The 21,232-nt window shown below is 43.3% G+C and carries 19 protein-coding genes; 13 read left to right on the top strand and 6 right to left on the bottom strand.

Going from position 1 to position 21,232, the window contains the following annotated elements; translation table 11 throughout:
- Positions 1-45: 45 nt before the first annotated feature.
- The 12 genes from wecC to AC5O63_RS01275 all read left to right on the top strand — a co-directional run bounded on the left by wecC (position 46) and on the right by AC5O63_RS01275 (position 13,162).
- Positions 46-1,293, top strand: coding sequence for a UDP-N-acetyl-D-mannosamine dehydrogenase (gene wecC / locus AC5O63_RS01330; RefSeq protein WP_494503614.1), 1,248 nt, complete (start codon positions 46-48; stop codon positions 1,291-1,293).
- A gap of 3 nt (positions 1,294-1,296) precedes the next feature.
- Positions 1,297-2,439, top strand: coding sequence for a glycosyltransferase (locus AC5O63_RS01325; protein ID WP_494503613.1), 1,143 nt, complete (start codon positions 1,297-1,299; stop codon positions 2,437-2,439).
- Entirely contained in the window at positions 2,429-3,628 is a 1,200-nt protein-coding gene (locus AC5O63_RS01320; protein WP_494503612.1) for an MATE family efflux transporter, read from the top strand. Before AC5O63_RS01325 ends, AC5O63_RS01320 begins: the two co-directional genes overlap by 11 nt.
- Positions 3,609-4,841, top strand: coding sequence for an O-antigen ligase family protein (locus AC5O63_RS01315; protein ID WP_494503611.1), 1,233 nt, complete (start codon positions 3,609-3,611; stop codon positions 4,839-4,841). Before AC5O63_RS01320 ends, AC5O63_RS01315 begins: the two co-directional genes overlap by 20 nt.
- The gene (locus AC5O63_RS01310) at positions 4,816-6,996 is read left to right on the top strand and encodes a bi-domain-containing oxidoreductase (RefSeq protein ID WP_494503610.1); all 2,181 of its coding nucleotides are present in this window, start codon (positions 4,816-4,818) and stop codon (positions 6,994-6,996) included. The genes AC5O63_RS01315 and AC5O63_RS01310 overlap by 26 nt, the downstream gene beginning before the upstream one ends.
- Before the next feature lie 40 nt (positions 6,997-7,036).
- Positions 7,037-8,188, top strand: coding sequence for a prenyltransferase/squalene oxidase repeat-containing protein (locus AC5O63_RS01305; RefSeq protein WP_494504553.1), 1,152 nt, complete (start codon positions 7,037-7,039; stop codon positions 8,186-8,188).
- 1 nt (position 8,189) lies between these two features.
- Complete coding sequence (locus AC5O63_RS01300; RefSeq protein WP_494503609.1) at positions 8,190-8,933, top strand: WecB/TagA/CpsF family glycosyltransferase; 744 nt, start codon at positions 8,190-8,192, stop codon at positions 8,931-8,933.
- 11 nt (positions 8,934-8,944) lie between these two features.
- Positions 8,945-9,589 (top strand): hypothetical protein, encoded by a 645-nt coding sequence (locus AC5O63_RS01295; RefSeq protein WP_494503608.1) that lies wholly within the window; start codon positions 8,945-8,947, stop codon positions 9,587-9,589.
- Between the two features lie 50 nt (positions 9,590-9,639).
- A complete protein-coding gene (locus AC5O63_RS01290; protein WP_494503607.1) occupies positions 9,640-10,680 on the top strand; it encodes an acyltransferase family protein in 1,041 nt (346 codons plus the stop codon).
- 138 nt (positions 10,681-10,818) lie between these two features.
- Entirely contained in the window at positions 10,819-11,250 is a 432-nt protein-coding gene (locus AC5O63_RS01285) for a hypothetical protein (protein WP_494503606.1), read from the top strand.
- A gap of 57 nt (positions 11,251-11,307) precedes the next feature.
- Entirely contained in the window at positions 11,308-12,723 is a 1,416-nt protein-coding gene (locus tag AC5O63_RS01280) for an O-antigen ligase family protein (RefSeq protein WP_494503605.1), read from the top strand.
- The gene (locus AC5O63_RS01275; RefSeq protein WP_494503604.1) at positions 12,716-13,162 is read left to right on the top strand and encodes a low molecular weight protein-tyrosine-phosphatase; all 447 of its coding nucleotides are present in this window, start codon (positions 12,716-12,718) and stop codon (positions 13,160-13,162) included. The genes AC5O63_RS01280 and AC5O63_RS01275 overlap by 8 nt, the downstream gene beginning before the upstream one ends.
- Before the next feature lie 5 nt (positions 13,163-13,167).
- Here AC5O63_RS01275 and AC5O63_RS01270 read toward each other — a convergent pair whose 3' ends face one another.
- The 4 genes from AC5O63_RS01270 to AC5O63_RS01255 all read right to left on the bottom strand — a co-directional run bounded on the left by AC5O63_RS01270 (position 13,168) and on the right by AC5O63_RS01255 (position 17,933).
- Positions 13,168-13,800, bottom strand: a complete 633-nt coding sequence (locus tag AC5O63_RS01270) for an esterase/lipase family protein (RefSeq protein ID WP_494503603.1) — start codon at positions 13,798-13,800, stop codon at positions 13,168-13,170.
- Between the two features lie 164 nt (positions 13,801-13,964).
- Complete coding sequence (locus tag AC5O63_RS01265; RefSeq protein ID WP_494504552.1) at positions 13,965-14,753, bottom strand: PhzF family phenazine biosynthesis protein; 789 nt, start codon at positions 14,751-14,753, stop codon at positions 13,965-13,967.
- Between the two features lie 189 nt (positions 14,754-14,942).
- Entirely contained in the window at positions 14,943-16,082 is a 1,140-nt protein-coding gene (gene lldD / locus AC5O63_RS01260; RefSeq protein WP_494503602.1) for an FMN-dependent L-lactate dehydrogenase LldD, read from the bottom strand.
- 159 nt (positions 16,083-16,241) lie between these two features.
- Complete coding sequence (locus tag AC5O63_RS01255; protein WP_494503601.1) at positions 16,242-17,933, bottom strand: L-lactate permease; 1,692 nt, start codon at positions 17,931-17,933, stop codon at positions 16,242-16,244.
- A 155-nt stretch (positions 17,934-18,088) separates the two neighbouring features.
- Between AC5O63_RS01255 and AC5O63_RS01250 the strand changes: the two genes are divergently transcribed.
- On the top strand, positions 18,089-18,988 hold the full coding sequence (locus tag AC5O63_RS01250; RefSeq protein ID WP_239855471.1) for a LysR family transcriptional regulator: 900 nt from the start codon (positions 18,089-18,091) through the stop codon (positions 18,986-18,988).
- A 95-nt stretch (positions 18,989-19,083) separates the two neighbouring features.
- Here the strand turns inward: AC5O63_RS01250 and AC5O63_RS01245 are convergent, their stop codons facing one another.
- Together AC5O63_RS01245 and AC5O63_RS01240 are read right to left on the bottom strand one after the other, a co-directional pair.
- Complete coding sequence (locus tag AC5O63_RS01245) at positions 19,084-20,706, bottom strand: ABC transporter ATP-binding protein (protein ID WP_494503600.1); 1,623 nt, start codon at positions 20,704-20,706, stop codon at positions 19,084-19,086.
- Between the two features lie 13 nt (positions 20,707-20,719).
- Positions 20,720-21,214, bottom strand: a complete 495-nt coding sequence (locus tag AC5O63_RS01240; RefSeq protein ID WP_494503599.1) for a hypothetical protein — start codon at positions 21,212-21,214, stop codon at positions 20,720-20,722.
- Positions 21,215-21,232: the final 18 nt, after the last annotated feature.

The following is a 21,232-nucleotide window of genomic DNA, read 5'->3' as shown; positions in this document are numbered from 1 at the left end:
ATTTTATTTATTTTCAATTTTGGGCATTTAATTGAAGGGATTTTTATGTCTTTTAAAACAGTTTCTGTAATCGGATTAGGTTATATCGGTTTGCCAACGGCGGCTGTAGTCGCATCACGTGGTATCAACGTTATTGGTGTCGATGTTAACCAAAATGCTGTAGAGACGATTAACGCGGGCAATATTCATATCGTTGAGCCAGATTTAGATATCATCGTTAAGGGTGTTGTTGCGACAGGTAACTTAAGAGCCACGACAGAGCCAGAAAAAGCCGATGCATTTATGGTGGCCGTCCCAACGCCATTTTTACAAAGCGATAGTGGTGACCACAAACCAGACCTTTCTTATGTAGAAGCAGCAGCGCGAGCGATTGCGCCAGTTCTTGAGAAAGGAAATCTTGTTGTTCTAGAATCAACATCTCCAGTGGGCGCTACAGAAAAGCTAGCCAATTGGCTGAATGAAGCGCGACCAGACTTAAGCTTTCCTCAAGATTGTGGGGACAGCGCAGATATTAAAATTGCCCATTGCCCAGAGCGTGTCCTACCGGGTTACGTTATTCAGGAACTGGTTTCAAATGATCGCGTGATTGGCGGTCTTTCAGCGGCATGTAGTGAGCGAGCTTCAGAACTTTACAAAACGTTTGTACGCGGCGAGTGTATCGTAACCAATGCTCGAACAGCAGAAATGGCGAAGCTTACAGAGAACTCTTTCCGAGACGTCAATATTGCCTTTGCCAATGAACTTTCCATCATTTGTGAAAAATTGAAAATCAACGTATGGGAATTGATCAAGCTTTCTAATCGTCACCCTAGGGTAAATATTTTGAACCCTGGTCCAGGTGTAGGTGGCCACTGTATCGCTGTTGACCCATGGTTTATCGTCGACAGTGCACCTGATGATGCGAAACTGATACGTCAAGCTCGACTTGTAAACGACTCAAAACCATTCCATGTCATCGAGCAAATCGAGAAATCTGCCGATGAGTTTAAGCGACCAGTTGTGGCATGTTTAGGGTTAGCGTTTAAAGCCGACATTGATGACTTGCGTGAAAGTCCTGCTCTGCAAATTGTAGAGGAGTTAACTCAACGTGATGTGGGTGAGTTGCTGCTAGTTGAACCAAACATCGAAGAGCTACCAAATAATTTGGAGCAAAAAGGACTGGAGCTTACATCATTTGAAAGTGCAATTGAGCGAGCCAATATCGTTGTAGTTCTAGTAGACCACAAGCAATTTAAGCTCGCTGACAAAACAAGCTTCGCTAAAAAAGTGATCATTGATACACGAGGTTTATAGATCATGGCTAAGCTAAGTGGATATGACGGCATTGTATGTTTTGCTGGGGAAGATTGGTGGTATCACAATAAAGGCCACTTCGATATGAAGGTGATGGAAGAGTTTTCTAAGAATCAGAAAGTCATTTTCATCAACTCAGTCGGAATGAGAGTGCCTAAACCCGGTAAAACAACCAACATCGTGCAGAAAATTAAGCGTAAGCTCGCGAGCATTTCAAAAGGCCTGGTGCAAGTTGACGAAAACTTTTACGTGTATTCACCGTTTTATATTCCAGGCAAAACCTTCTCCGCTATTTCCAATCTATTGTTGAAGTTACAGGTTAAGGTGCTTACTAAAAAGCTAGGAATGGCTCAACCCCTAGCTTGGGTAGTGACACCAACGGTTTCGAAGGCGATAAACTTGAGAAAGTTTGATGTGATTTATCAGCGAACTGATAAAAACGAAATGCTATCAGATGGTGATTCTGAGTTTATCGAGCAAAGCGTAGAGGCTCTTAAACGTGACGCTAAACTGGTGATCTATTCATCAAAGGCGCTTCAAAGCAAAGAAAGCAATGCTGTGAAGGATAGCTTACATGTTTCGCACGGTGTGGCAGATGTTTTCTTTAACAAGAGCTTAATTGAGCAACCCACAGAGATGGAAGCGTCAGATAGGGCGAAAGTTGTATTTGTAGGTGCGATTGATTCGCACACCTTCGATCTTAGCTTGTTGCTCTATTCCGCCAAAGCGTTGGCCAACACTGACTTCTACTTGATCGGTGAGGTGAGCATGGGCGAAAAACTCCAGAGGGAAGATGTACCCAATAATGTTCATTTCCTTGGTAAAAAAGCTCAAAACGAGGTGCCTTCATACCTACACAATGCTGATGTATTAGCCATGTTTTGGCAAGGGAATGAATGGATAGAGTATTGTTCACCGGTAAAATTTAAAGAGTACCTGACTGCTGGAAAACCGATCGTTTCAACCTTTTTCAATGGCTGGAATGAATTTGGCACTTCGAACATCAATGTATCCAATGACTATGATGAATTTGTCGATAACCTACGCTGCGCGATTGAAAATGGTGAGCGACAAAGACTAGACATGGACTCTGAGCGTTGGTCATACAAAGCGCGACTGATTGCAGAGAAGTTAAATGAAGCATAAGGTCTTTACGGCACTAGCGGATCAGATGCTCTATTCAGGGGGCACGTTCATCTTCTTCGTATGCTTAGCCAACGTAGAAGGTGAGCTCACGCTTGGCGCATATTCACTATGTTTAGCAACAGCTATTTTTTTTCAAGGAATACAGAGAAACTTAGTCTCTATCCCTCTCTCAATCTCAGATGATATGAGTGATGAGTTGGTCAGTTCCTTAAATCAGACATCGATTTTATCTTCACTAATTATCGGCTTAGTTAGCAGCAGCATTATCGCGGTATTTTGCTATGTTAATTCGCTCGATATCGTAAAGTGGGCGTCTTACTATTTACTATTGAGCTTATCGCTTTGGAGCTATGAGTTTAAAAGGCGACTCCTGTGGAGAAGAGCTGATTACTCAAACATTCTAAAGTTGTGTGGTGGATATTCGATACTGCTTATTGTATTCGGTTCCGTACTATATTTTCTGTCAGTAGAAATTATCTATGCGTACCCATTAGCTTTTGTCGTAGCAGCGGCTCTTATTAAAACAAATGTCAAAGTCAATTGGAGCTATGATAAGCATTTTGTCACCAAACAGTTAAAACGCCAGAGGTATGAAATACTTAGCGGTTTTGCGTTTGGCGGGTACAACAACCTACTGATTATCTCTTCGGGTTTTGTATTCGGCCCAAGTATGGTCGCTTTACTGTCTGTGGCGAGAAATCTACTTCAACCTGTTCAAGTGTTGATTAGCGCGGTTGATTCCTTTGATAAAGTCGATTCATCTAAGAAGTATCATAGCAGCGGTAAATCGGCGCTACTTAGGAGCTTAATGAGGTCAATGGCAATTGTGGCTGTCATTGCTGCCCCTTATATGGCTTTGACAGTGTCTTTTTCCGAAGAAATAAATCAGTTGCTATATTCAGGAAAGTACAGTGACTTAGTGGAGATATTACTTCCATTCTCACTCGCTTATATTCTTATGATCGTTGGGCATTTTTTAGAGAATGCTTTGTACATTACTAAGATGGCTAAGAGCTTGTTTTTTAATCGCATTATATGTGCTTTTCTAGCTCAGGCTTTTTTAGTGATTTCTATAAGTTACATCGGCGTTGTCGCAATGCCAAGCTCAATGGCGGTTGGGTGGTTAGTAATCGTCATATTAACTCTAAGAAAAATAACGGATATAGAACGTGATTATCAGAATCAGTAATAACTTATTACTCACACTCTATGCTGTTTTGATCATATTTACGGTATCAACTTTTAGAAACCGTGGCGTAGAGTCCAGTGGGTTTGACCTGCAACTGATAATAAAAGCTTTGGTTTGGCTTATGTGCGGTGCTGTAAGTCTGTTCTTTATGCTGAGAGTAAATATCCGTCCTTCTTCTTGGACTCAGGCTCTTATTTTAGTATATGCCATATTTATCTTGATGCAGTCTCCACTATCGCCCGCAGGTAGTTATTCGGTCATGGCATCGGTTGTGTTCATGATTTTCGTAGTGGCCAATTTGGTTATATTTAACTTATTCGATCATTCCCGAGCGATTGAAGTGTTTTTAAAAGCGTCACTTGTACTGTGTTTCATGTCGTTAGTGTTTTATTTCTTGTTTCCAAGTATTGCGTTGCAGGAATATTGGAATGACCTTGGCTACATTGAAGGTGTAAGATTTAAAGGTATTGCAAGTAACGCAAATGCGATAGGGCAAGTTGCCTCAATCTCATTGTTCTTGTTAATTGTCTCGTCAACACACACAGAAATGACTCTATCGCGCCTGGTGGTCATGCTTGGGGTTTTATCTGTACTAGTATTATCGCAAAGCCGTACATCAATGCTCGCACTTGTAGTTGCGACAAGCTATTTCCTACTGCATAAGAGATACGCGTACATCTTATACGTTTTAGTTGCTGGCTTTACTATTGGAGCCATTGTTTGGGTCTCTGAACTATATATGCATGTACTACCGTCTCTTTCGAGAAGTGGCGGTGTTGAAGAGCTGTTTACGTTCACTGGACGCACCCTAATTTGGGAGGTCGTTGTCGACTTGATTTCAGATAAGCCCTGGACTGGTTACGGTTATGCTTCTTCAAAGACACTCATCCCGTTGAACTTTGAAACTAGTTGGGGGTGGACCACGGTCAATAGTCACCAGTTCATACTACAACTGCTTTTATCGACAGGATTTATTGGTTCAATACCTATATTACTTATTTTACTAACTCAGCTTTATTTTCTAATCACTTTTAAGGCGAAGCTTTCATCTTCACTTTTCATATTCGTATTAATTACGGGAATTCTGGAGAGCGGGGCTATTGGACCTATTCCAAACTATTTAACTTTGGTTTGGTTAATAACAATTTCAGTATTATTCAAAGAATTTCAATTAGAGAGACTACCCAATGAAACAAGTAACACAAACTCTTAAGTCGGGCGTTGTTGAAGTAAACGATGTACCTGTACCTACGTTAACAGACAAGTTTGTCTTGGTTAAAAACTCCGCTTCAGTGATTAGTGCTGGAACGGAGAAAACTAAGATTGATATGGGTAAAAAGAACTTACTACAGAAAGCCAAAGCGCGCCCTGATCTTGTAAAACAAGTACTAAATAAAGTTCAAACTGAGGGACTTAAGAAAACACTTCAGACGGTAAGATCTCGATTAGAGTCTCCATCACCGCTTGGATATAGTTGTTCAGGAACTGTGGTTGCTGCGGGTGGGTTAGTAGAAGGCATTCAACCCGGCGACCGAGTTGCATGTGGTGGTGCAGATTACGCTAACCATGCTGAATTTGTCGCCGTGCCGCAAAATCTTGTGGTGAAAATACCTGAAAATGTCACCGATGAAGAAGCCGCGTTTACGACGGTTGGGTCAATTGCTTTACAAGGTGTAAGACTTGCCCAGCCGCAGTTAGGAGAAACGTTCTTAGTATTAGGTTTAGGTTTACTAGGCCAGATCGCAGTACAAATACTGAGAGCTAACGGGTGTAATGTAATTGCAACGGATCTTGATGAGTCTCTGATAGCTAAAGCAGAGACATACGGTGCCATCGGTGCGAGAGGCGATATTAAATCAATATGCGAAGAACTGACTGGCGGACATGGCGTTGACGGTGTGCTTGTATGTGCGGGTACGTCGAGCAATCAACCTATTGAACTATGTGGAGACGTGACACGTTCTAAAGGCCGAGTTGTTGTCGTTGGTGCTGTACGTATGGATATTCCTCGCGAGAACTACTTCAAGAAAGAAATCAGCGTGGTGATCTCTCGTTCTTATGGTCCTGGGCGTTATGATCCAAATTATGAGGAAAATGGTAACGATTATCCTCTCAGCTATGTACGTTTTACAGAGCAGCGCAACATGCAAACGTTCTTAGAGCTGCTATCTCAACGCAAGATCGAAGTCGCATCGCTTATCACTCATCGATTTGATGTCGACTCTGCAGATGAAGCTTACCAATTGATTGAGGGAGCCAAATCCGAACCGTATCTGGGTATTGTTCTTCAATACAGCACAGAGCCAACGAACGAAATTAGCAACGCAGCTAGGATTACCACTCGAACAACACCGATAACCAAAAGCAAACTGGGTGTTTCCTTCTTTGGTGCAGGCAACTATGCGACTGCAAGTCTATTGCCGCCACTTGCCAACACAGGGGCTGTTGAATTTCGAGGCTTAGTTACTGCAAGTGGACGCTCGGCGGTAGGCGTAGCAAAGCAGTTTGACTTTAAATTCTGTGCAGGGAGTCTGGATGAGATTTTAGATAGTGATACGGATGCTGTTGTTGTGACCACAAGGCATGACACACATGCTTCAGCCGTAACAAGTGCACTTACTGCAAATAAGCACGTATATGTTGAAAAACCACTGGCATTGAATGTTGAAGAAATGGCAGCGATTCACCGAGCTAAAATGGCTTCGGACAACGCGCAAGTGATGGTGGGCTTTAACAGACGTTTCGCTCCGTCGACACGTGAAGTGGTTGAATTTTTCTCAGAGGTTAAATCTCCGCTAATCGTTAACATTCGTGTTAATGCCGGCTCGATCCCAGCGGATCATTGGATTCAAGACCCATATGTTGGTGGCGGTCGAATTATTGGTGAAGGTTGTCACTTTGTCGATCTGGCGTCTGCGCTCGTGTCTAGCCAACCAAAGTCTGTAAATTGTATTGGTACGAGCAAAGCCAATAAATCAGCGTTGCTCAACGATAATGTATCGATTCAACTGACGTTTGAAAATGGCTCTGTTGCAAACATTTTATACACTGCTGATGGCTCCAAAGCGATGGCAAAAGAATATGTTGAAGTGTTTGGTGGTGGGCGTAGCGCCGTTATCAATGACTTCAAAGAAGCGATCTTATACAGCGGCAGTTCAGACAAAGAAACGAAAAAGCTTTCAACTCAAGACAAGGGGCAGAAAGCGATGCTTAACGCATGGATAAAAGGTCTAGAAACGGGTGAGCCATGTATGGATTATGGCGAGATGATTAAAAACAGCTTAGCAACTATTCTGGCGATTGAATCTCTAGCATCTGGTACACCTATGAATGTAGATATGTCTGTTTTGGAGCAAGCCCGTGACTAGTCAGGTAGTTTCAAAGCGAGCGGAACAGGTCAAAGACGAGATATTTTTACTTTCTGAATGTGAAAAATTTAGCGGCTATGACCCATTTGACGGACTAAATAGTCGGGTGTTTGACTTAATGCCCGGCCTGAAGAAAGGGCTGTTTGGTCTGGGGTGGATTCAGTTTTTTAAACGCTCACCAATTAACTTCCGCCGTCTCGCTGGTGTGCCGAAAAGGCGCAACCCAAAAGGAATAGGCTTGTTTATATTGGGCATGCTAGAAGACTATAAGCGAACTAAACAGACAAAGTACCTTGATTTGAGTGTTGAGTTAGGAGACTGGCTACTGACTCAGCAATGCGATAAGCAACTGTGGAAACACAGTTGCTGGGGCTATCACTTTGACTGGAAAGCGAGAGCCTTCTATGTGCCGAAAGGTAAACCTAACGTTATAACGACGATTTACGTGGCTCAAGCTTTGATGGAGTTATCTAGAGTACTAGATAAAGAGGGCCGCTCTGGAAGTGAAAAATTCAAACTTCCTGCTATTGATGCGGCTAATTTTATCGTCGAGTCTCTTTATACTGAGTCTGAGCAGAGATGCTTTTTTGCTTACATTCCCGGTGAAACCGCTTTTGTTCACAATGCAAGTTTGTGGGCAGCGGCTTGGGTTGCGACCATCGCTGATGAAACCGACAATGAAAGTTATAAAAGACTCTCGTTAAAGGTTGCGAGACAGTCGGCACAAGAGCAGAATTCGGATGGCTCATGGGTTTACGGCGCAAGACACCATCATCAGTTTATTGACGGGTTCCATACTGGTTATAATTTGGAGGCGCTCGATATCGTGCGCCGTAGTCTTTCAACTGACGAGTTCGATGACGTGATTGATAAAGGGCTGGATTACTATCGCTCACATTTTTTCGAACAAGATGGCTTAGCCAAATACTATAACGACAACCCTTATCCTCTCGATCCGCATTCGGTGGCACAGTCGATCATTACTTTCTCCAAGTTGTCTAAGTCGAAGAGTGATGCTGAGCTGATTGGTAAAGTTATACAGTGGTCAGTTGACCACTTGTACCTTCCTAATAAGAAGCAGTTTGTCTACCAAATCAATAAAAAAAATACCAATAAAATTAATTATATGCGCTGGACACAAGCGTGGATGTACTACTCATTTTCTTACTATTTGAACCAGGACGAACGTTAGTATGCAAAGAATTTTAGTTATGGATAGTCCCATGGATTCCGGGACTATGACCGAAACCGTAGATCTCATTAAGAGCCGAATTAGTGACAAACAGTTCACGCAACATGTTGTGGTTAATGTGGCCAAAATAGTCAATATGAGAAAAGATAGAGCGTTATCTGAAAGTGTGACTGAGTGCGATATCATCAATATTGATGGAATGGGCGTGGTTTGGGGAGCCCGATTCCTGGGCCATCAAGTCCCAGAGCGTGTAGCGGGCGTCGATCTTTTCCACTCGCTTAATGCTATGGCTGAAGAAGAATCGTTTCCAGTATTTTATCTCGGTGCAGAAGAGCACATTGTCCAAGAGACGGCGGTTAGAATGCAAAGCAGCCACCCAAACCTGATGATTGCGGGCACACACCATGGATACTTTTGGGACGATGAAGAGAGTGTTGTGCAGTTGATTAAGCAATCTGGAGCAAGATTGCTTTTCGTCGCTATTACGTCACCAAAAAAGGAGAATTTCATCAATAAATGGCGAGATCAATTAGGTGTCGATTTCGTTATGGGAGTAGGGGGCACTTTTGATGTCGTCGCTGGAAAGGTTAGTCGAGCCCCATCCTGGATGCAAAAGTTCGGTTTGGAGTGGTTATACCGAGTAATTCAAGAGCCACGGAGGATGTGGAAACGGTATTTGGTTACAAATTCAAAGTTTGCTTGGTTGCTCCTAAAGGAAAAGCTAAAACGACTTTTTTCTAAGTAAATATAAGCGCGATGCGATTTTTTCCTTTATTAGTAGCATTGGCGTTGGTCACCCTTTCTTTGGTTCAGTTAACTCAGACGGTTTATACGAGCAGCCTGACTTACTCGCTTTCGCAATACAGTGACATCAATAACGCAGATTATGATTCGCAAAGAGTGGATAACGAACGGCTGTTAGTGAGTACGATATTGTCACTCCCTAACGCAGGTGCTCATCAGTATGAACTGGCTGCTAACATTTTGAGTTGGCACTCTTATCTTAACTATAACGGTACGTCGGATGAAGAAGTTAAGCGGAACCTAATGGAGAGCATACATCTAAGACCAACTTGGTATGCTCCTTATGTACAGTTGCATCGTCTTTTCGCGCCGGATGTAAATTCGTTCTTAGCTAACTCGCCACAAGATCTTGCTTCTCGCTTTGGTCCATACATGAATGAGACCAAAATGATGTTGTATGACATTAAGTTCTCTCAATGGGAAGCACTTAAAAAAAAGGAACAAGTCGAACTCACTACTCAGTTTTTGACTAGTGCTCGAAGTTTTCGTTTCCGCGATACCTTAAAGGCGTTATTGGACTCGTCAAAGAGTGCACAAAGAATGTGTAAGTTATTGGCATTTAACGATATAAATCATTCGTCATGCCATAACATGTAGTTTGCCACTTATAAATCTACGGACTCCGTCTAAGTACAGGATTGTATATTGTGTGGATTAACTCATTTAATAATTTTAGAGCCATTGCCATTGTTTTTATAGTAGCAGCCCATAGTTTTGGTATATCAGGTGTTAAGAGAGAAACATTTTTTGATTATTTTATTAGCAACTTAATTGCTGGAGGTACAACTCTTTTTGTCTTTATTTCAGGTTATCTATTTTATGAAGTGTTTTATAAAGATTTTAACTATGTAAAGTTTATAAAGAAAAAGGTCAACAATATACTGTTGCCTTATCTTTTTCTTGGTATTCCTCCCATCATGGTTTACTTGTTTTTTATTCAAGGAGAATTTGATGGGTATTTTGATGCAACTCAGCCAGGTTGGATACATGAGTATGTGATTCCATTGGTAAAATATTATCTAAGTGGTAGGTTCCTACCCGCGTACTGGTACATACCATTTATTCTACTGACATTTCTATTATCGCCTTTACATATTCGTTTTGTCAATATGAAACTGAGAAGCCAGATGGTGATTATTGTTGTTTGGAGTGTTGTTGCTGTCTTTATGCATAGACCTATAGAGAATATTAATGAGGTACAAAGCTTTGTTTACTTTACGCCTGTCTACTTAATCGGTATCGCAAGTGCAATAAATAAAGAGTATGTCTATCGAACTCTCAAGGGAAAGGATATGTATTTGCTGGCAATCATTGTCGGACTAGCTGCAGTACAAGCGGGTTTGGGCCAATATGGAAGTAGCCATAAGGCAACATTTGAGTTTGCTGGGATGGATATCCTTTTAGTGCAGAAAGTGGTTATGTGCTTTTTCTTCATGATATTTCTTCATCGTTATGAAGACTATTCAAACAAGCTATTGGCGACATTAGCTTCTACAAGTTTTTCTGTGTTCTTTATTCATCCATATATCATTCAGGCATGGCCCAAGCTTGGATTGAAGAGTGTTGGAGATAACTCTTGGCTAGCCTATTTAATGACAGTTATGTTAATTTGCACGCTCTCTGTAATGATAGGGAAATCAGTAAAATTTGTCCTGAAAAAACACAGTAGAATGTTAGTGGGTTATTAACGTTGAGACATTAAATTCTTAATATTGATAATGCTCTCGTATTTTCTACTTTATTTGTAGTTAGTGGCTCATATATCTAGTAATGTGAAATAACATGGTTAAATTTCATAGTTTATCATTTTAAGCAAGGAAACTTAGATGAATCTTGTATCACGATTCTTCCTTCCGCTTGGATTAGCTTTGTCTATATCCTCTGTTGCCATAGCGGAAGAACAAGCGAGTACGGTGGCTACAGACGCTGATATTGTCGCCGCATATCAAGCTAATCCAGATGGAGTATTGGAAGTTCTTCAATCGCTTTTGGCAATGGATGGCATCGATACACAATTAGCACTTCAGACTGCATTCGAATTAGCACCAGATCTTGCTCAACAGATCGCCGAAATTGCCCGAATAGCTGGTATACCCAATGAAGACGTGACTACCGCAGCCCTGTTGGCTGGTGTTGACCCGACTGAAATTGGTGAAGCGACAGCGGCGGGTATTGCATCTATTGCACTCACCCCACCCGCAACTCCGGCTGTTGGCGCCGATGGTGGTGGCGGTAGTGGCGTTATCTCACCGAATTAATCAACTTAAAGCTCAACAACGGTTGGGCTTTCTTTTCCCCTCAAAGACCAATCTCGAATGAAAAATGTAGAAAAACTTGTTTTCTGCTCGCTCCTTATCCTTATAGTGTGGTTACCTGTGCCACTAGGCAGTAATAGACCTTGGGCATGGTCTATTGCACAGCTTTGGATTGCAATTCAAACCATAGCTTTAGTAACTATCTATTGGAGAGGCATACCTTGGAGCTATGTCAATAAATATAGGTGGTTGCTTTGGCCTCTAGGAGTGTTTCAGGTTTGGGTTGCGATTCAAACTACGGTCTTACCCAAGGATCTTGTTTCTTTGCTTTCTCCGAATGCTGAAGGGATTTACGCATTAGTTGGTGCCGATAGTTTTTCTATCTCATTAGATCGGAGCATGACGATGGCGGCATTACTCAAAGGGATGTCCTACTTTCTCATTGCGTTTAACTTGATCTTGTTAGTTAACTCAGGAAACCGGCTTAGATGGACTGCTTTAGCGATCGTCGCAGCGGGAACTGCTCAAGCTTTCTATGCCGCGTTAACCGTTAAGTTGGGTATCAGTGAAAGCCTTGTTTGGGGGTATGCTGAAAAAGAGATAGCGACAGGTTCATTTGTTTATAAAAATCACTTGGCCAATTATTTGATGATGTCGTTGGCTATTGGGATTGGGCTTATTATTGCACAGCTGCATACGTCGGAATCAGGGTCATGGACAGTAAGATTGAAAAGGATTCTTGCCGGACTGATGAGTAGCAAAATGTTGATCAGGTTGTCACTGGTCATTATGGTCATCGCATTGGTCATGACACGATCGAGAATGGGGAATACGGCTTTTTTCGTCGCGGTGACAGCTATTGGTTTGTTTTCATTAGTTTTCTACCGTAACAAACCGAGAGCATTGACGATTTTAATCGTCAGTATTCTAATGATTGACACCTTAGTGGTGGGCGCACTATTCGGCTTGGACAAGGTTAAGCAGCGAATCGCAGAAACATCAGTCGAGCTTGAGTCAAGAGATCAAGTTGTCATGTGGAGTATGGATATCATTAAAGACTATCCAATCACAGGAACGGGTATGTCGACGTTTTATACTGTGTTTCCGAGTTATAGCCATGCCAATATTGGTTTTTATGATCATGCCCATAATGATTATGTTCAGTTCGCCGTAGAAGCGGGTATTCCCGCGACCTTAATGTTGGGAACACTTGTCCTATATTCGCTTTTCTTGTCGTTACGAACGTTAATTAGGCGCAACAGTCATACTATGAAGGGCGTCGCCTTCGGTGGCGCGATGGCTATTGTTGGTATGCTTATTCATATTTCGGTGGACTTCAACCTCCAGCCAATGGCTAATGCTGCAACTTTTGTCATCATATTGTTTTTTTGTTTTGCCTCGTCAATTTTACCCGCACGAAACAGAAAAGCTTTCGAAACACCACAAAACCTAGTCGGAGAAACGTTTCGTGTTTAATTCAATATTGCTCGTTTGCACTGCCAATATCTGTCGTTCACCCATTGCAGAAGCCTTGTTTGAAAAACACTTTCCAAGCAAAAAGATAGGATCAGCAGGAACGAATGTCGAAGAGTTGAATTTGATAAGTGCTGTTGCTGAACCAGGATCGGTTACTGTTACAGCCGCAAATGGTTTAGATATCTCGAAGCATCGAGCTAAGCAGGTGACTAAAGAGATTCTTACCCAATATGATCTGATACTAGTGATGGACGAATACCAAAAAGAGCTCCTCTCTAACTATTCTGCTGGGATTCGCGGCAAAACCTTTTTAATTGGACAATGGATCAATATTGGCCAAATTAAAGATCCGTTTGGTAAAGGAGAAAGCGAATTCAATACCTGCTACCAATGCTTAGAGCAAGCCGTCATGAGTTGGAAAAAACGTATTCCCCTCTAAGTTGGTTAGTGCGTTTGTTTTGTTTTTCTAAACTGCCCGTTAGCAATGAAATGATGTATTTGCCCCGGTACTAACGAAGAGTAGATCAAACTAGTATGACTGCTTCTAATCTCGATATGGTCAGTCATCCCTTCTATCTTAGTCTCTTCTACTGTTACCGTGCCGTCTGACATCATTTTATTGTCCATTAAAAGCAATGAGCGAGCACCAAGTGGAAGCGTACCGGCAATACAACCAAGTTTTTGTGGAAGAGACCAACTACCTTCATGTTGAGCAAGACCAAAATCTGGTGAGTTGCCTAAGATAGCACTCATGCCTAGTTCTTGAATCCGAGTAACAATGGATGCCCCTTGCATTGGAGAACCGATGGTAACAACGTGTGAAACAACATCTTGATTTAGCTGGCGAGATTGCAGGTAATGCTTAATGATCAGCCCACCTAAACTGTGCCCAACGAGAACGTTAGGCATAGTATCGGATAAAGCGTTATCAATAGAGGTAAATACTTGCTGCTCATCGATTGCAACGCTGTTGTAAGAGAGTATCTTAGTTCGGTAACCAAGCTCCCTGAGTTTGTGGCTTAGTGGTTGCATCACCATTCCATGCATGTAAAGCCCATGTAAGATAATGATTTTCATATAATTCTCCACAACCGCCAATACAGAGAATCTAACCATATTTTCTGACAAAATCACCTACTTTCTGGCAAGTTTGTGCAGCCAAACAAGATGACTAAATAAATCACTTAACCAGTTATTCAAGTGGCTAATGTGGGCTTAGGTCTATGGCAACATGGTGAATTTCAAACGTATATCTTTCCATGCGAGTAGGGTACGACATCCCCAGCTACGACGACATTTTGTTGTGAAACATGACAATAGACAATTCCGCCGCGCTTGGACGCTTGGTATGCTTTCAAATTGTTTTTGTTGAGCCTGTCAGACCAAAATGGAGCCAGTCCTGCATGAATGGAACCTGTCACAGGATCTTCATCCCCTCCATTGGCAGGCCAAAAATAACGGGAAATAAAGTCGTACTCTTTACTCTTGGCTGTTGCAACTACGTCATATGGGGCGAGACGTTTAAGGAAATCACTTTTGGTTTTTAAATCATAAACATCTTGTTCATTGTCATAGATAGCGAAATAAGCTTGCGGGCTTCTTAGTACCTCGACCGGAGGGATCGACAAGCCTTCTAGCAGATCTGCGGGAGGATTAGTGGCTTGCGGCTTTCTGAGTGGAAACGTCATCAAAATACGACCACTAAGGTCTTTATCGACAACTAGCGGACCAACAAAGCGAGTTTCAAAAGTAATGCTGTCTCCCGCATCAAAGTGGGAAAATAGGACATAGGCAGAGGCTAACGTGGCATGGCCACAAAAATCAACTTCACATAGAGGGGAGAACCAGCGAATTTCATAGTGTTCGACATCTATGGGTTTAATAAAAGCCGTTTCCGATAAGTTGTTTTCGGCGGCAATCTTAAGCATCAAATCATCGCTAAGCCAATCATTGACCGGAACAACTGCGGCAGAGTTTCCCTTAAACCTTTGAGTCGTAAAGGCATCGCAAACGAACATTTCAAATTCCATCATCTTTCCCTCTGTTGTGGAGATTTTATAGATGATATGAATTATTACCTTTAGTTACCATAGTTGGTCGGGATTGGCGGAGAGTTGCGACTCGCTTCAACTGAAAGCATACTGAGTCGACACACTCTCCGATAATTAAAAGTGAATATTATTGGGTTACAATGTCACTTTAATATTGAGAGTAAGGCTTTATTTGAAGTTAACAAGAGAGTCTCTATTCAGATCGTGGATACTTTTGGCTCCCGTTAGCGTCATGGCTACACGCATTTCTTTCTCATATAGGTCGAGAAGATTTTCAACACCTGCTTGACCTTGCGCGGCGAGCGCATAGATAAATGAGCGACCTAGCAGAGTACAATCGGCGCCGAGTGCAAGCATACGCACGACATCAAGACCTGTTCTGATACCTGAATCGACGAAGATTTTAAGATCACCTTTTACTGCGTCTGCGATGGTAGGCAGAGCTTTTGTGGTTGAAAGGACGCCATCTAATTGTCGACCACCGTGATTCGAGACCACGATGCCATCAGCGCCAAAGGTTACCGCATCTTTCGCATCTTGCTCATCAAGGATTCCTTTGATAACCATGGGGCCATCCCAAAATTCGCGAATCCATTCAAGATCTTTCCACGAAATAGAAGGGTCAAAGTTGTCGCCTAGCCAGCCAATGTAGTCTTCTAATTTGGTAGGCTCTCCGCGATAAGTCGAGATGTTGCCAAGGTCGTGTGGCTTGCCAAACAATCCGACATCAAAAGCCCAGCTTGGGTGACGCATCGCTTGGAACACACGGCGCGCGGCAGCGTTAGGGCCACTCATACCTGAGTGCATGTCACGGTAGCGAGCTCCCGGTACTGGCATATCAACGGTGAATACAAGCGTTGTAACACCAGCAGCTTTCGCACGCTCAAGCACATTCTTCATAAAGCCGCGATCTTTCAGCACATACAGTTGAAACCACATTGGGCGCTCAATCGCTGGAACGACTTCTTCAATCGGACAGACCGACACTGTAGACATAGTGAATGGAATGCCTTTGTTTTCCGCTGCTTTGGCTGCCTGAACTTCACCTCTTCGTGCATACATTCCAGTGAGCCCAACAGGTGCAAGCGCAATTGGCATCGCAAACTTTTCGCCAAAGATCTCTGTCTCCAGACTCAGATCTTCCATATTGTTTAGTACGCGTTGTTTCAGCGCGATGTCTGCGAGATCTTCGGTGTTTTTTCTCAAGGTATGTTCACCGTAAGAACCGCCATCAATATAGTGAAAAAGGAACGGAGGAAGCTTCGCTTTTGCAGCGGCACGATAGTCAGTAGAAGCAGAGATAATCATAAAGTCATTCCTAATAGAGTTTTTAGTGCCTTTCTATGAAGGTTTAGTATGGTCGATATCTTAAAAGGGAGGCGTCAATACCCACGGTTTTGCTATCGTTTTCACGTTAGCAGGGGTCTTGTCAGGGGTTAGAGTATTAACGCCTCAAGGGAAATTCTTTTAGTTCATTAACGCGTCAGTAATTTGCAAGCCATAGATAGCGACTAGACCAATGATACCCGTTACAACTAAGTAGTAGATGGTAGGGATAATGGTCTTACGCAGCGTTGCCCCTTCGCGTCCAAGCAGTCCAACGGTGGCAGATGCAGCAACCACATTGTGGATAGCGATCATGTTACCGGCAGCAGCACCGACAGCTTGTAGCGCAACAACCACGGCACTCGATATGGTCAGAGTTTGAGCAACTTCAAACTGGAACTGGCTAAACATCATGTTCGACACTGTGTTAGAACCCGCAATGAAGGCGCCAAGCGCACCGACTGTCGCACTAAGGGCTGGGAATGCCTCACCCACCAAGCCTGCAGCAAAGTTAGCTGTCGTGACCGGCATACTTGCTAGATTAGCTCCGTTGATGCCTGAGTTGATGAAGATGCGCACCATAGGGATAGTAAACACCAAGACAAATCCTGCACCAATCAGTGTTTTACTTGATTCACCAAACGCTTTCCCAAGTGGTGCAATGCTGCGAGATTGAAGTAATACCGCTACTAAAGCAACAAACACTAGAATACCACCTGGTAGGTACAGAGGTTGTATGGCCGTGCTAATGCCCGCTTCACCTAAGATATTGCTAAATGAAAGACTAACGCCACGCAGCATCGCTTTGAATTCAGTACTGACACGGCTAGCGACAAGTACAACAGCAAGTAGTACATATGGAAGCCAAGCTAAAGCCATGTTCATTGGCTTAGTTTTAGAGTCATCTAAATCGATCTTTAGTGAGCCTAACCATTCAGCAGGCCATTTGTTTTCGTCTTCAAAGTCCCACGTTGACTTAGGAACTAGGAAGCCACGTTTAGCCGCTGAAACCACAATGGATAGGCCAACTAAACCACCGATGAGTGACGGGAACTCAGCACCAAGGAACACGCCTGTTAACGCATATGGGATAGTGAAAGAGAGGCCAGCGAATATCGCGAATGGTAGGATATCTAGCCCTTCAGTCCAGCTTCTGTTCTTGCCGAAGAATCGAGTCAACATCATCGCCATTAGTACAGGGATTAACGTGCCTACACAGGCGTGAATTAAAGCAACGCTCGATGTGATTTGCTGTAGGTAAGCATCCCACGTTGAGCCATTAGCGATAAGCGCTTCGCCAATATTATGAGTGTCTAACCCTTTGTTAACGCCAACGATAATAGGTGTACCCACCGCGCCGAAAGAAACAGGCGTTGATTGAATCATCATTCCCATTAATACGGCCGCAAGTGCTGGGAAACCAATAGCGACAAGTAGAGGTGCGGCAATGGCTGCTGGCGTACCGAAACCGGAAGCGCCCTCAATAAATGAACCAAAACACCAAGCGATAATAATCGCTTGAACTCGTCTATCTGGAGAGATGTTGGTAAAACCGTTTCGAATCGTAGAGATTGCGCCAGTGTGTTTTAAAGTGTTGAGCAAGAAGATGGCACCAAACACAATCCATAATACAGAGACGGTGATTCCGAGTCCCTGAAATACAGAAGCAAGTACGCGGGTGGCTGACATATCCCAAGCGAAGAGGGCAATGACAACGGTTAAACCAAATGCGACCGGCATCGCGCGTTTAGCAGGCCAGTTTAGGCCTACGAGAAGTATGGCTGCCACCACTATTGGTGAGAAAGCCACTAGGGCAAGTAATGTTTCACTCATTGGTACGTCCTTTACATTCGTCAATCAGGACTCTTAAGAGTCTCTTAGATTTTATAATTGTGATGCTATTGTTAATTTGGGGTGAATTTACCCCTTTATTTTTTATTGATACAGGGAAATAATGAAAATAATTAATTCCAAAAGTGACATAATCAATGCGTGCAGATGACTTAATCCTGTTTTCTCAAGTCGTGGAAATGGGCAGTTTTAGCAAGGTGGCTGAGGCAAATAACCTTACAAATTCGGTAGTTAGCAAGAGAATTGCCCGATTAGAGGAAGAAATTGGTGTCCAGCTATTATATCGAACAACGCGTAAATTAACGTTAACAGAAGCGGGTAAAGCGTTAACGCATGGTGCTAAAAATGTGAAGCAAGCCGCTCAAGAGGCTATGGACGCAGTTTCAGGGTTTGGTGAGAACGTGAGCGGCCATATCAAAATGTCTGTCCCCACCATTTCAGGTGATCTCATATTGGCCGATGCTGTCGCCGAATTTTGCAACTCTCATCCAGGGTTAACGGTCGATATGTCTTTAGATAATCGATTTGTCGACCTCGTGGAAGGGGGGTATGACTTGGTGATTAGAACAGGCTATCTAGAAGATTCGAGCTTGATCGCTAGGCACATTCTAGATTCTCAATGGGTAGTGTGCGCGTCGCCTTCTTATATCGCCAGAAATGGCAAACCGATAGAGCCGCAAGACTTAGCAAAGCACAACTGCCTTCAATATGCCTACCAAACCACAGGTGCGAGCGAATGGGAGTTTAAAGCTGAAGAGGGGAACTATATTGTCAAAGTGACCGGTTCCTTTTCGACGGATAACGCGACCGCACTGAGAAAAGCCGCTTTGGGTGGTCATGGAATCGCCTATGTACCAAGATGTTTGGTCTATCACGACATACGAAACGGTCAGCTGGTGGATTTGTTTCCTGAGCAAGTCGGCAAACGGCTTGGGATCTATGCGGTGTACCCATTCACCAGACAACCACCGAATAAAGTAAAATTGCTGATTGAACACATTCGCGCGCGGTATTTGGCAATTTCTCATTACTTCTAGCCAGTTCAACATCAGCTCAGCAAAAGAGAGACAAAAAAGCCGACGCTTCCATGCGTCGGCTTTAGGGTCGGCGGCCAAACCGAACTTATATTAGCTTAGGCTGCTTCGGTGGATTCTTCCAAATCAAATGAGGCAGCGATAAGTTTCTTGGTGTAATCGCTCTTCGGGCTGTGGAATATTTCATCAGCAGTGCCTTGCTCCATCACTTCGCCTTTTTGCATCACCAGCACGCGGTCTGATAGAGCTTTTACAACACTTAAATCATGGCTAATGAACAAGAAGCCGATGTTGTGTTTCTTCTGAAGATCCTTAAGTAGATCAATAACTGTAAGCTGGACAGAACGATCAAGTGCAGAGGTCGGCTCATCTAGCAAGATGAACGAGGGCTCAAGAATCAGGGCTCGTGCAATGGCGATACGCTGACGCTGACCTCCAGAGAATTCGTGCGGGTAGCGGTTGATAGAGTGCGGATCTAGGCGCACCTCTTCAAGGGCTTTTCGCGCTCTTGCCATACGTTCTGTGCGAGTCAATTGAGGTTGATGCACGGTTAGCGCTTCCGTGATGATATCGCCAACTGTCATACGTGGAGATAGCGAACCATAAGGGTCTTGGAACACCATTTGAATATCTTTTTTCAGTTCAAAGCGCTGTTTCTCAGACAGTTGGCTGATGTCTTGGCCTTTAAACTGGATGTGTCCAGTTGAAGGTAGTAATCCAATCAGTGCGCGGCCTAGGGTGGATTTACCCGAGCCAGACTCACCTACAATGCCTAACGTTTCACCTTGTTTTAGTTCCAACGAGATCCCTTTAACCGCTTCGAAATATTGGTTACGGTTAGGCAAGAAGTGAGATTTAATTAAGAACTTTACTCGAATATCATCAGCTTTGAGCAGAGCAGGGGCATCTTCTTCTATAGGGTCTTTACTGCCACTAGGTATGGAGTTGATCAGCATTTGCGTATATTCATGCTTTGGTTGGGCAAACAACTCGTCACATTGACCTTTTTCCACCACGTCACCTTTACACATTACGATGACTCGATCAGCGAGATGTTTTACAACTCCTAGGTCATGAGTGATGAACAGAATAGACATGCCCATCTTAGCTTGAATCTCTTTAATAAGGTTCAGCACCTCAGCTTGAACTGTCACGTCTAGAGCTGTCGTTGGTTCATCGGCGATGAGAATATCGGGTTCATTGATCAGTGCCATCGCGATCATGATACGTTGTAATTGACCACCGGAAAACTCGTGAGGGTACTTGGTGTAAGCTTGCTGAGGGTTTGGTAAGTGGACCAAATCGAATAGGTCGAGCACTTTTTGCTTAGCCTGAGAGCGAGTCACGCTTCGGTGACACATAATGGCCTCAGCGACTTGAATTCCAACGCGCATAAATGGATTGAGAGAGGTCATTGGCTCTTGGAATATCATGCCAATTCGATCACCACGGATGCTCTGCATGGTTTTTTCTGATTTATCCAACAGCTCTTTATTTTCAAACTCAATGCTAGATTGAGAATGAACAATCGCATTATTTGGCAGAAGTTGCATTAAGGCGTTGGTTGATACTGATTTTCCACTACCAGATTCCCCAACGATAGCAAGCGTCTCACCTTTTAGCAGATCGAAACTGACATCTTTTACCGCGTCAACAATTCCATCGTTGGTGGTAAAACTTACGGAAAGGTTTCGAACCTTAAGAATAGGCGTCTGTGACATTGTACATCCTTATTTAATTTATAGTGTGTGAGCTTTCCATAGCAGAGTTGTAGTGCTTGAGCGTCGAAAAGTAATGGTGAGCTTTTTGTACATGTTCAAATTCGAGCATCCACTGTGCATTACGTTGAGCACTACAAAAAGCGCCCATATGACGCAATAAATCCTCACACTGATTTTGTATGACATGTTGAGTGGCTTGAACTAGATCGAAAGATTCAATCGAGACAAACTGGAGCTGCGCATAGGTTTGGTTTAGCAGGTTGAATGCCTGTTGGTGCTGTCCCATCTTGTTCAGAATCTCTGATTGAGAAACGGCAGCATCGCGTAACCCTGTGACTAAGCAGCTAAATTGGCAAGGTTTTGTCTCATTATCCATCAGTGCATCTTGCAGGTGAGAAGGCAAGTGGCTTAGCACAAGTTCGTATAAGTAATGTGCTTCAGGCCAGTGTCCTTGTTCTAGCAATTGCTCTGCTTTTAGATAATGTGTCCAGCATTGCTGCAAATCCATGTCCAAATACTCCGCTCT

The sequence above is a fragment of the Vibrio sp. SCP2 genome, from assembly GCF_059295395.1.
This window is presented reverse-complemented; position numbering and strand designations above follow the sequence as displayed.

Excerpts from the sequence above, each read along its gene's own strand:
- wecC (WP_494503614.1), top strand. The coding sequence starts at position 46 with ATGTCTTTTAAAACAGTTTCTGTAATCGGATTAGGTTATATCGGTTTG.
- AC5O63_RS01325 (WP_494503613.1), top strand. The coding sequence starts at position 1,297 with ATGGCTAAGCTAAGTGGATATGACGGCATTGTATGTTTTGCTGGGGAA.
- AC5O63_RS01320 (WP_494503612.1), top strand. The coding sequence starts at position 2,429 with ATGAAGCATAAGGTCTTTACGGCACTAGCGGATCAGATGCTCTATTCA.
- AC5O63_RS01310 (WP_494503610.1), top strand. The coding sequence starts at position 4,816 with ATGAAACAAGTAACACAAACTCTTAAGTCGGGCGTTGTTGAAGTAAAC.
- AC5O63_RS01300 (WP_494503609.1), top strand. The coding sequence starts at position 8,190 with ATGCAAAGAATTTTAGTTATGGATAGTCCCATGGATTCCGGGACTATG.
- AC5O63_RS01295 (WP_494503608.1), top strand. The coding sequence starts at position 8,945 with ATGCGATTTTTTCCTTTATTAGTAGCATTGGCGTTGGTCACCCTTTCT.
- AC5O63_RS01285 (WP_494503606.1), top strand. The coding sequence starts at position 10,819 with ATGAATCTTGTATCACGATTCTTCCTTCCGCTTGGATTAGCTTTGTCT.
- AC5O63_RS01280 (WP_494503605.1), top strand. The coding sequence starts at position 11,308 with ATGAAAAATGTAGAAAAACTTGTTTTCTGCTCGCTCCTTATCCTTATA.
- AC5O63_RS01270 (WP_494503603.1), bottom strand. The coding sequence starts at position 13,800 with ATGAAAATCATTATCTTACATGGGCTTTACATGCATGGAATGGTGATG.
- AC5O63_RS01265 (WP_494504552.1), bottom strand. The coding sequence starts at position 14,753 with ATGGAATTTGAAATGTTCGTTTGCGATGCCTTTACGACTCAAAGGTTT.
- lldD (WP_494503602.1), bottom strand. The coding sequence starts at position 16,082 with ATGATTATCTCTGCTTCTACTGACTATCGTGCCGCTGCAAAAGCGAAG.
- AC5O63_RS01255 (WP_494503601.1), bottom strand. The coding sequence starts at position 17,933 with ATGAGTGAAACATTACTTGCCCTAGTGGCTTTCTCACCAATAGTGGTG.
- AC5O63_RS01250 (WP_239855471.1), top strand. The coding sequence starts at position 18,089 with ATGCGTGCAGATGACTTAATCCTGTTTTCTCAAGTCGTGGAAATGGGC.
- AC5O63_RS01245 (WP_494503600.1), bottom strand. The coding sequence starts at position 20,706 with ATGTCACAGACGCCTATTCTTAAGGTTCGAAACCTTTCCGTAAGTTTT.
- AC5O63_RS01240 (WP_494503599.1), bottom strand. The coding sequence starts at position 21,214 with ATGGATTTGCAGCAATGCTGGACACATTATCTAAAAGCAGAGCAATTG.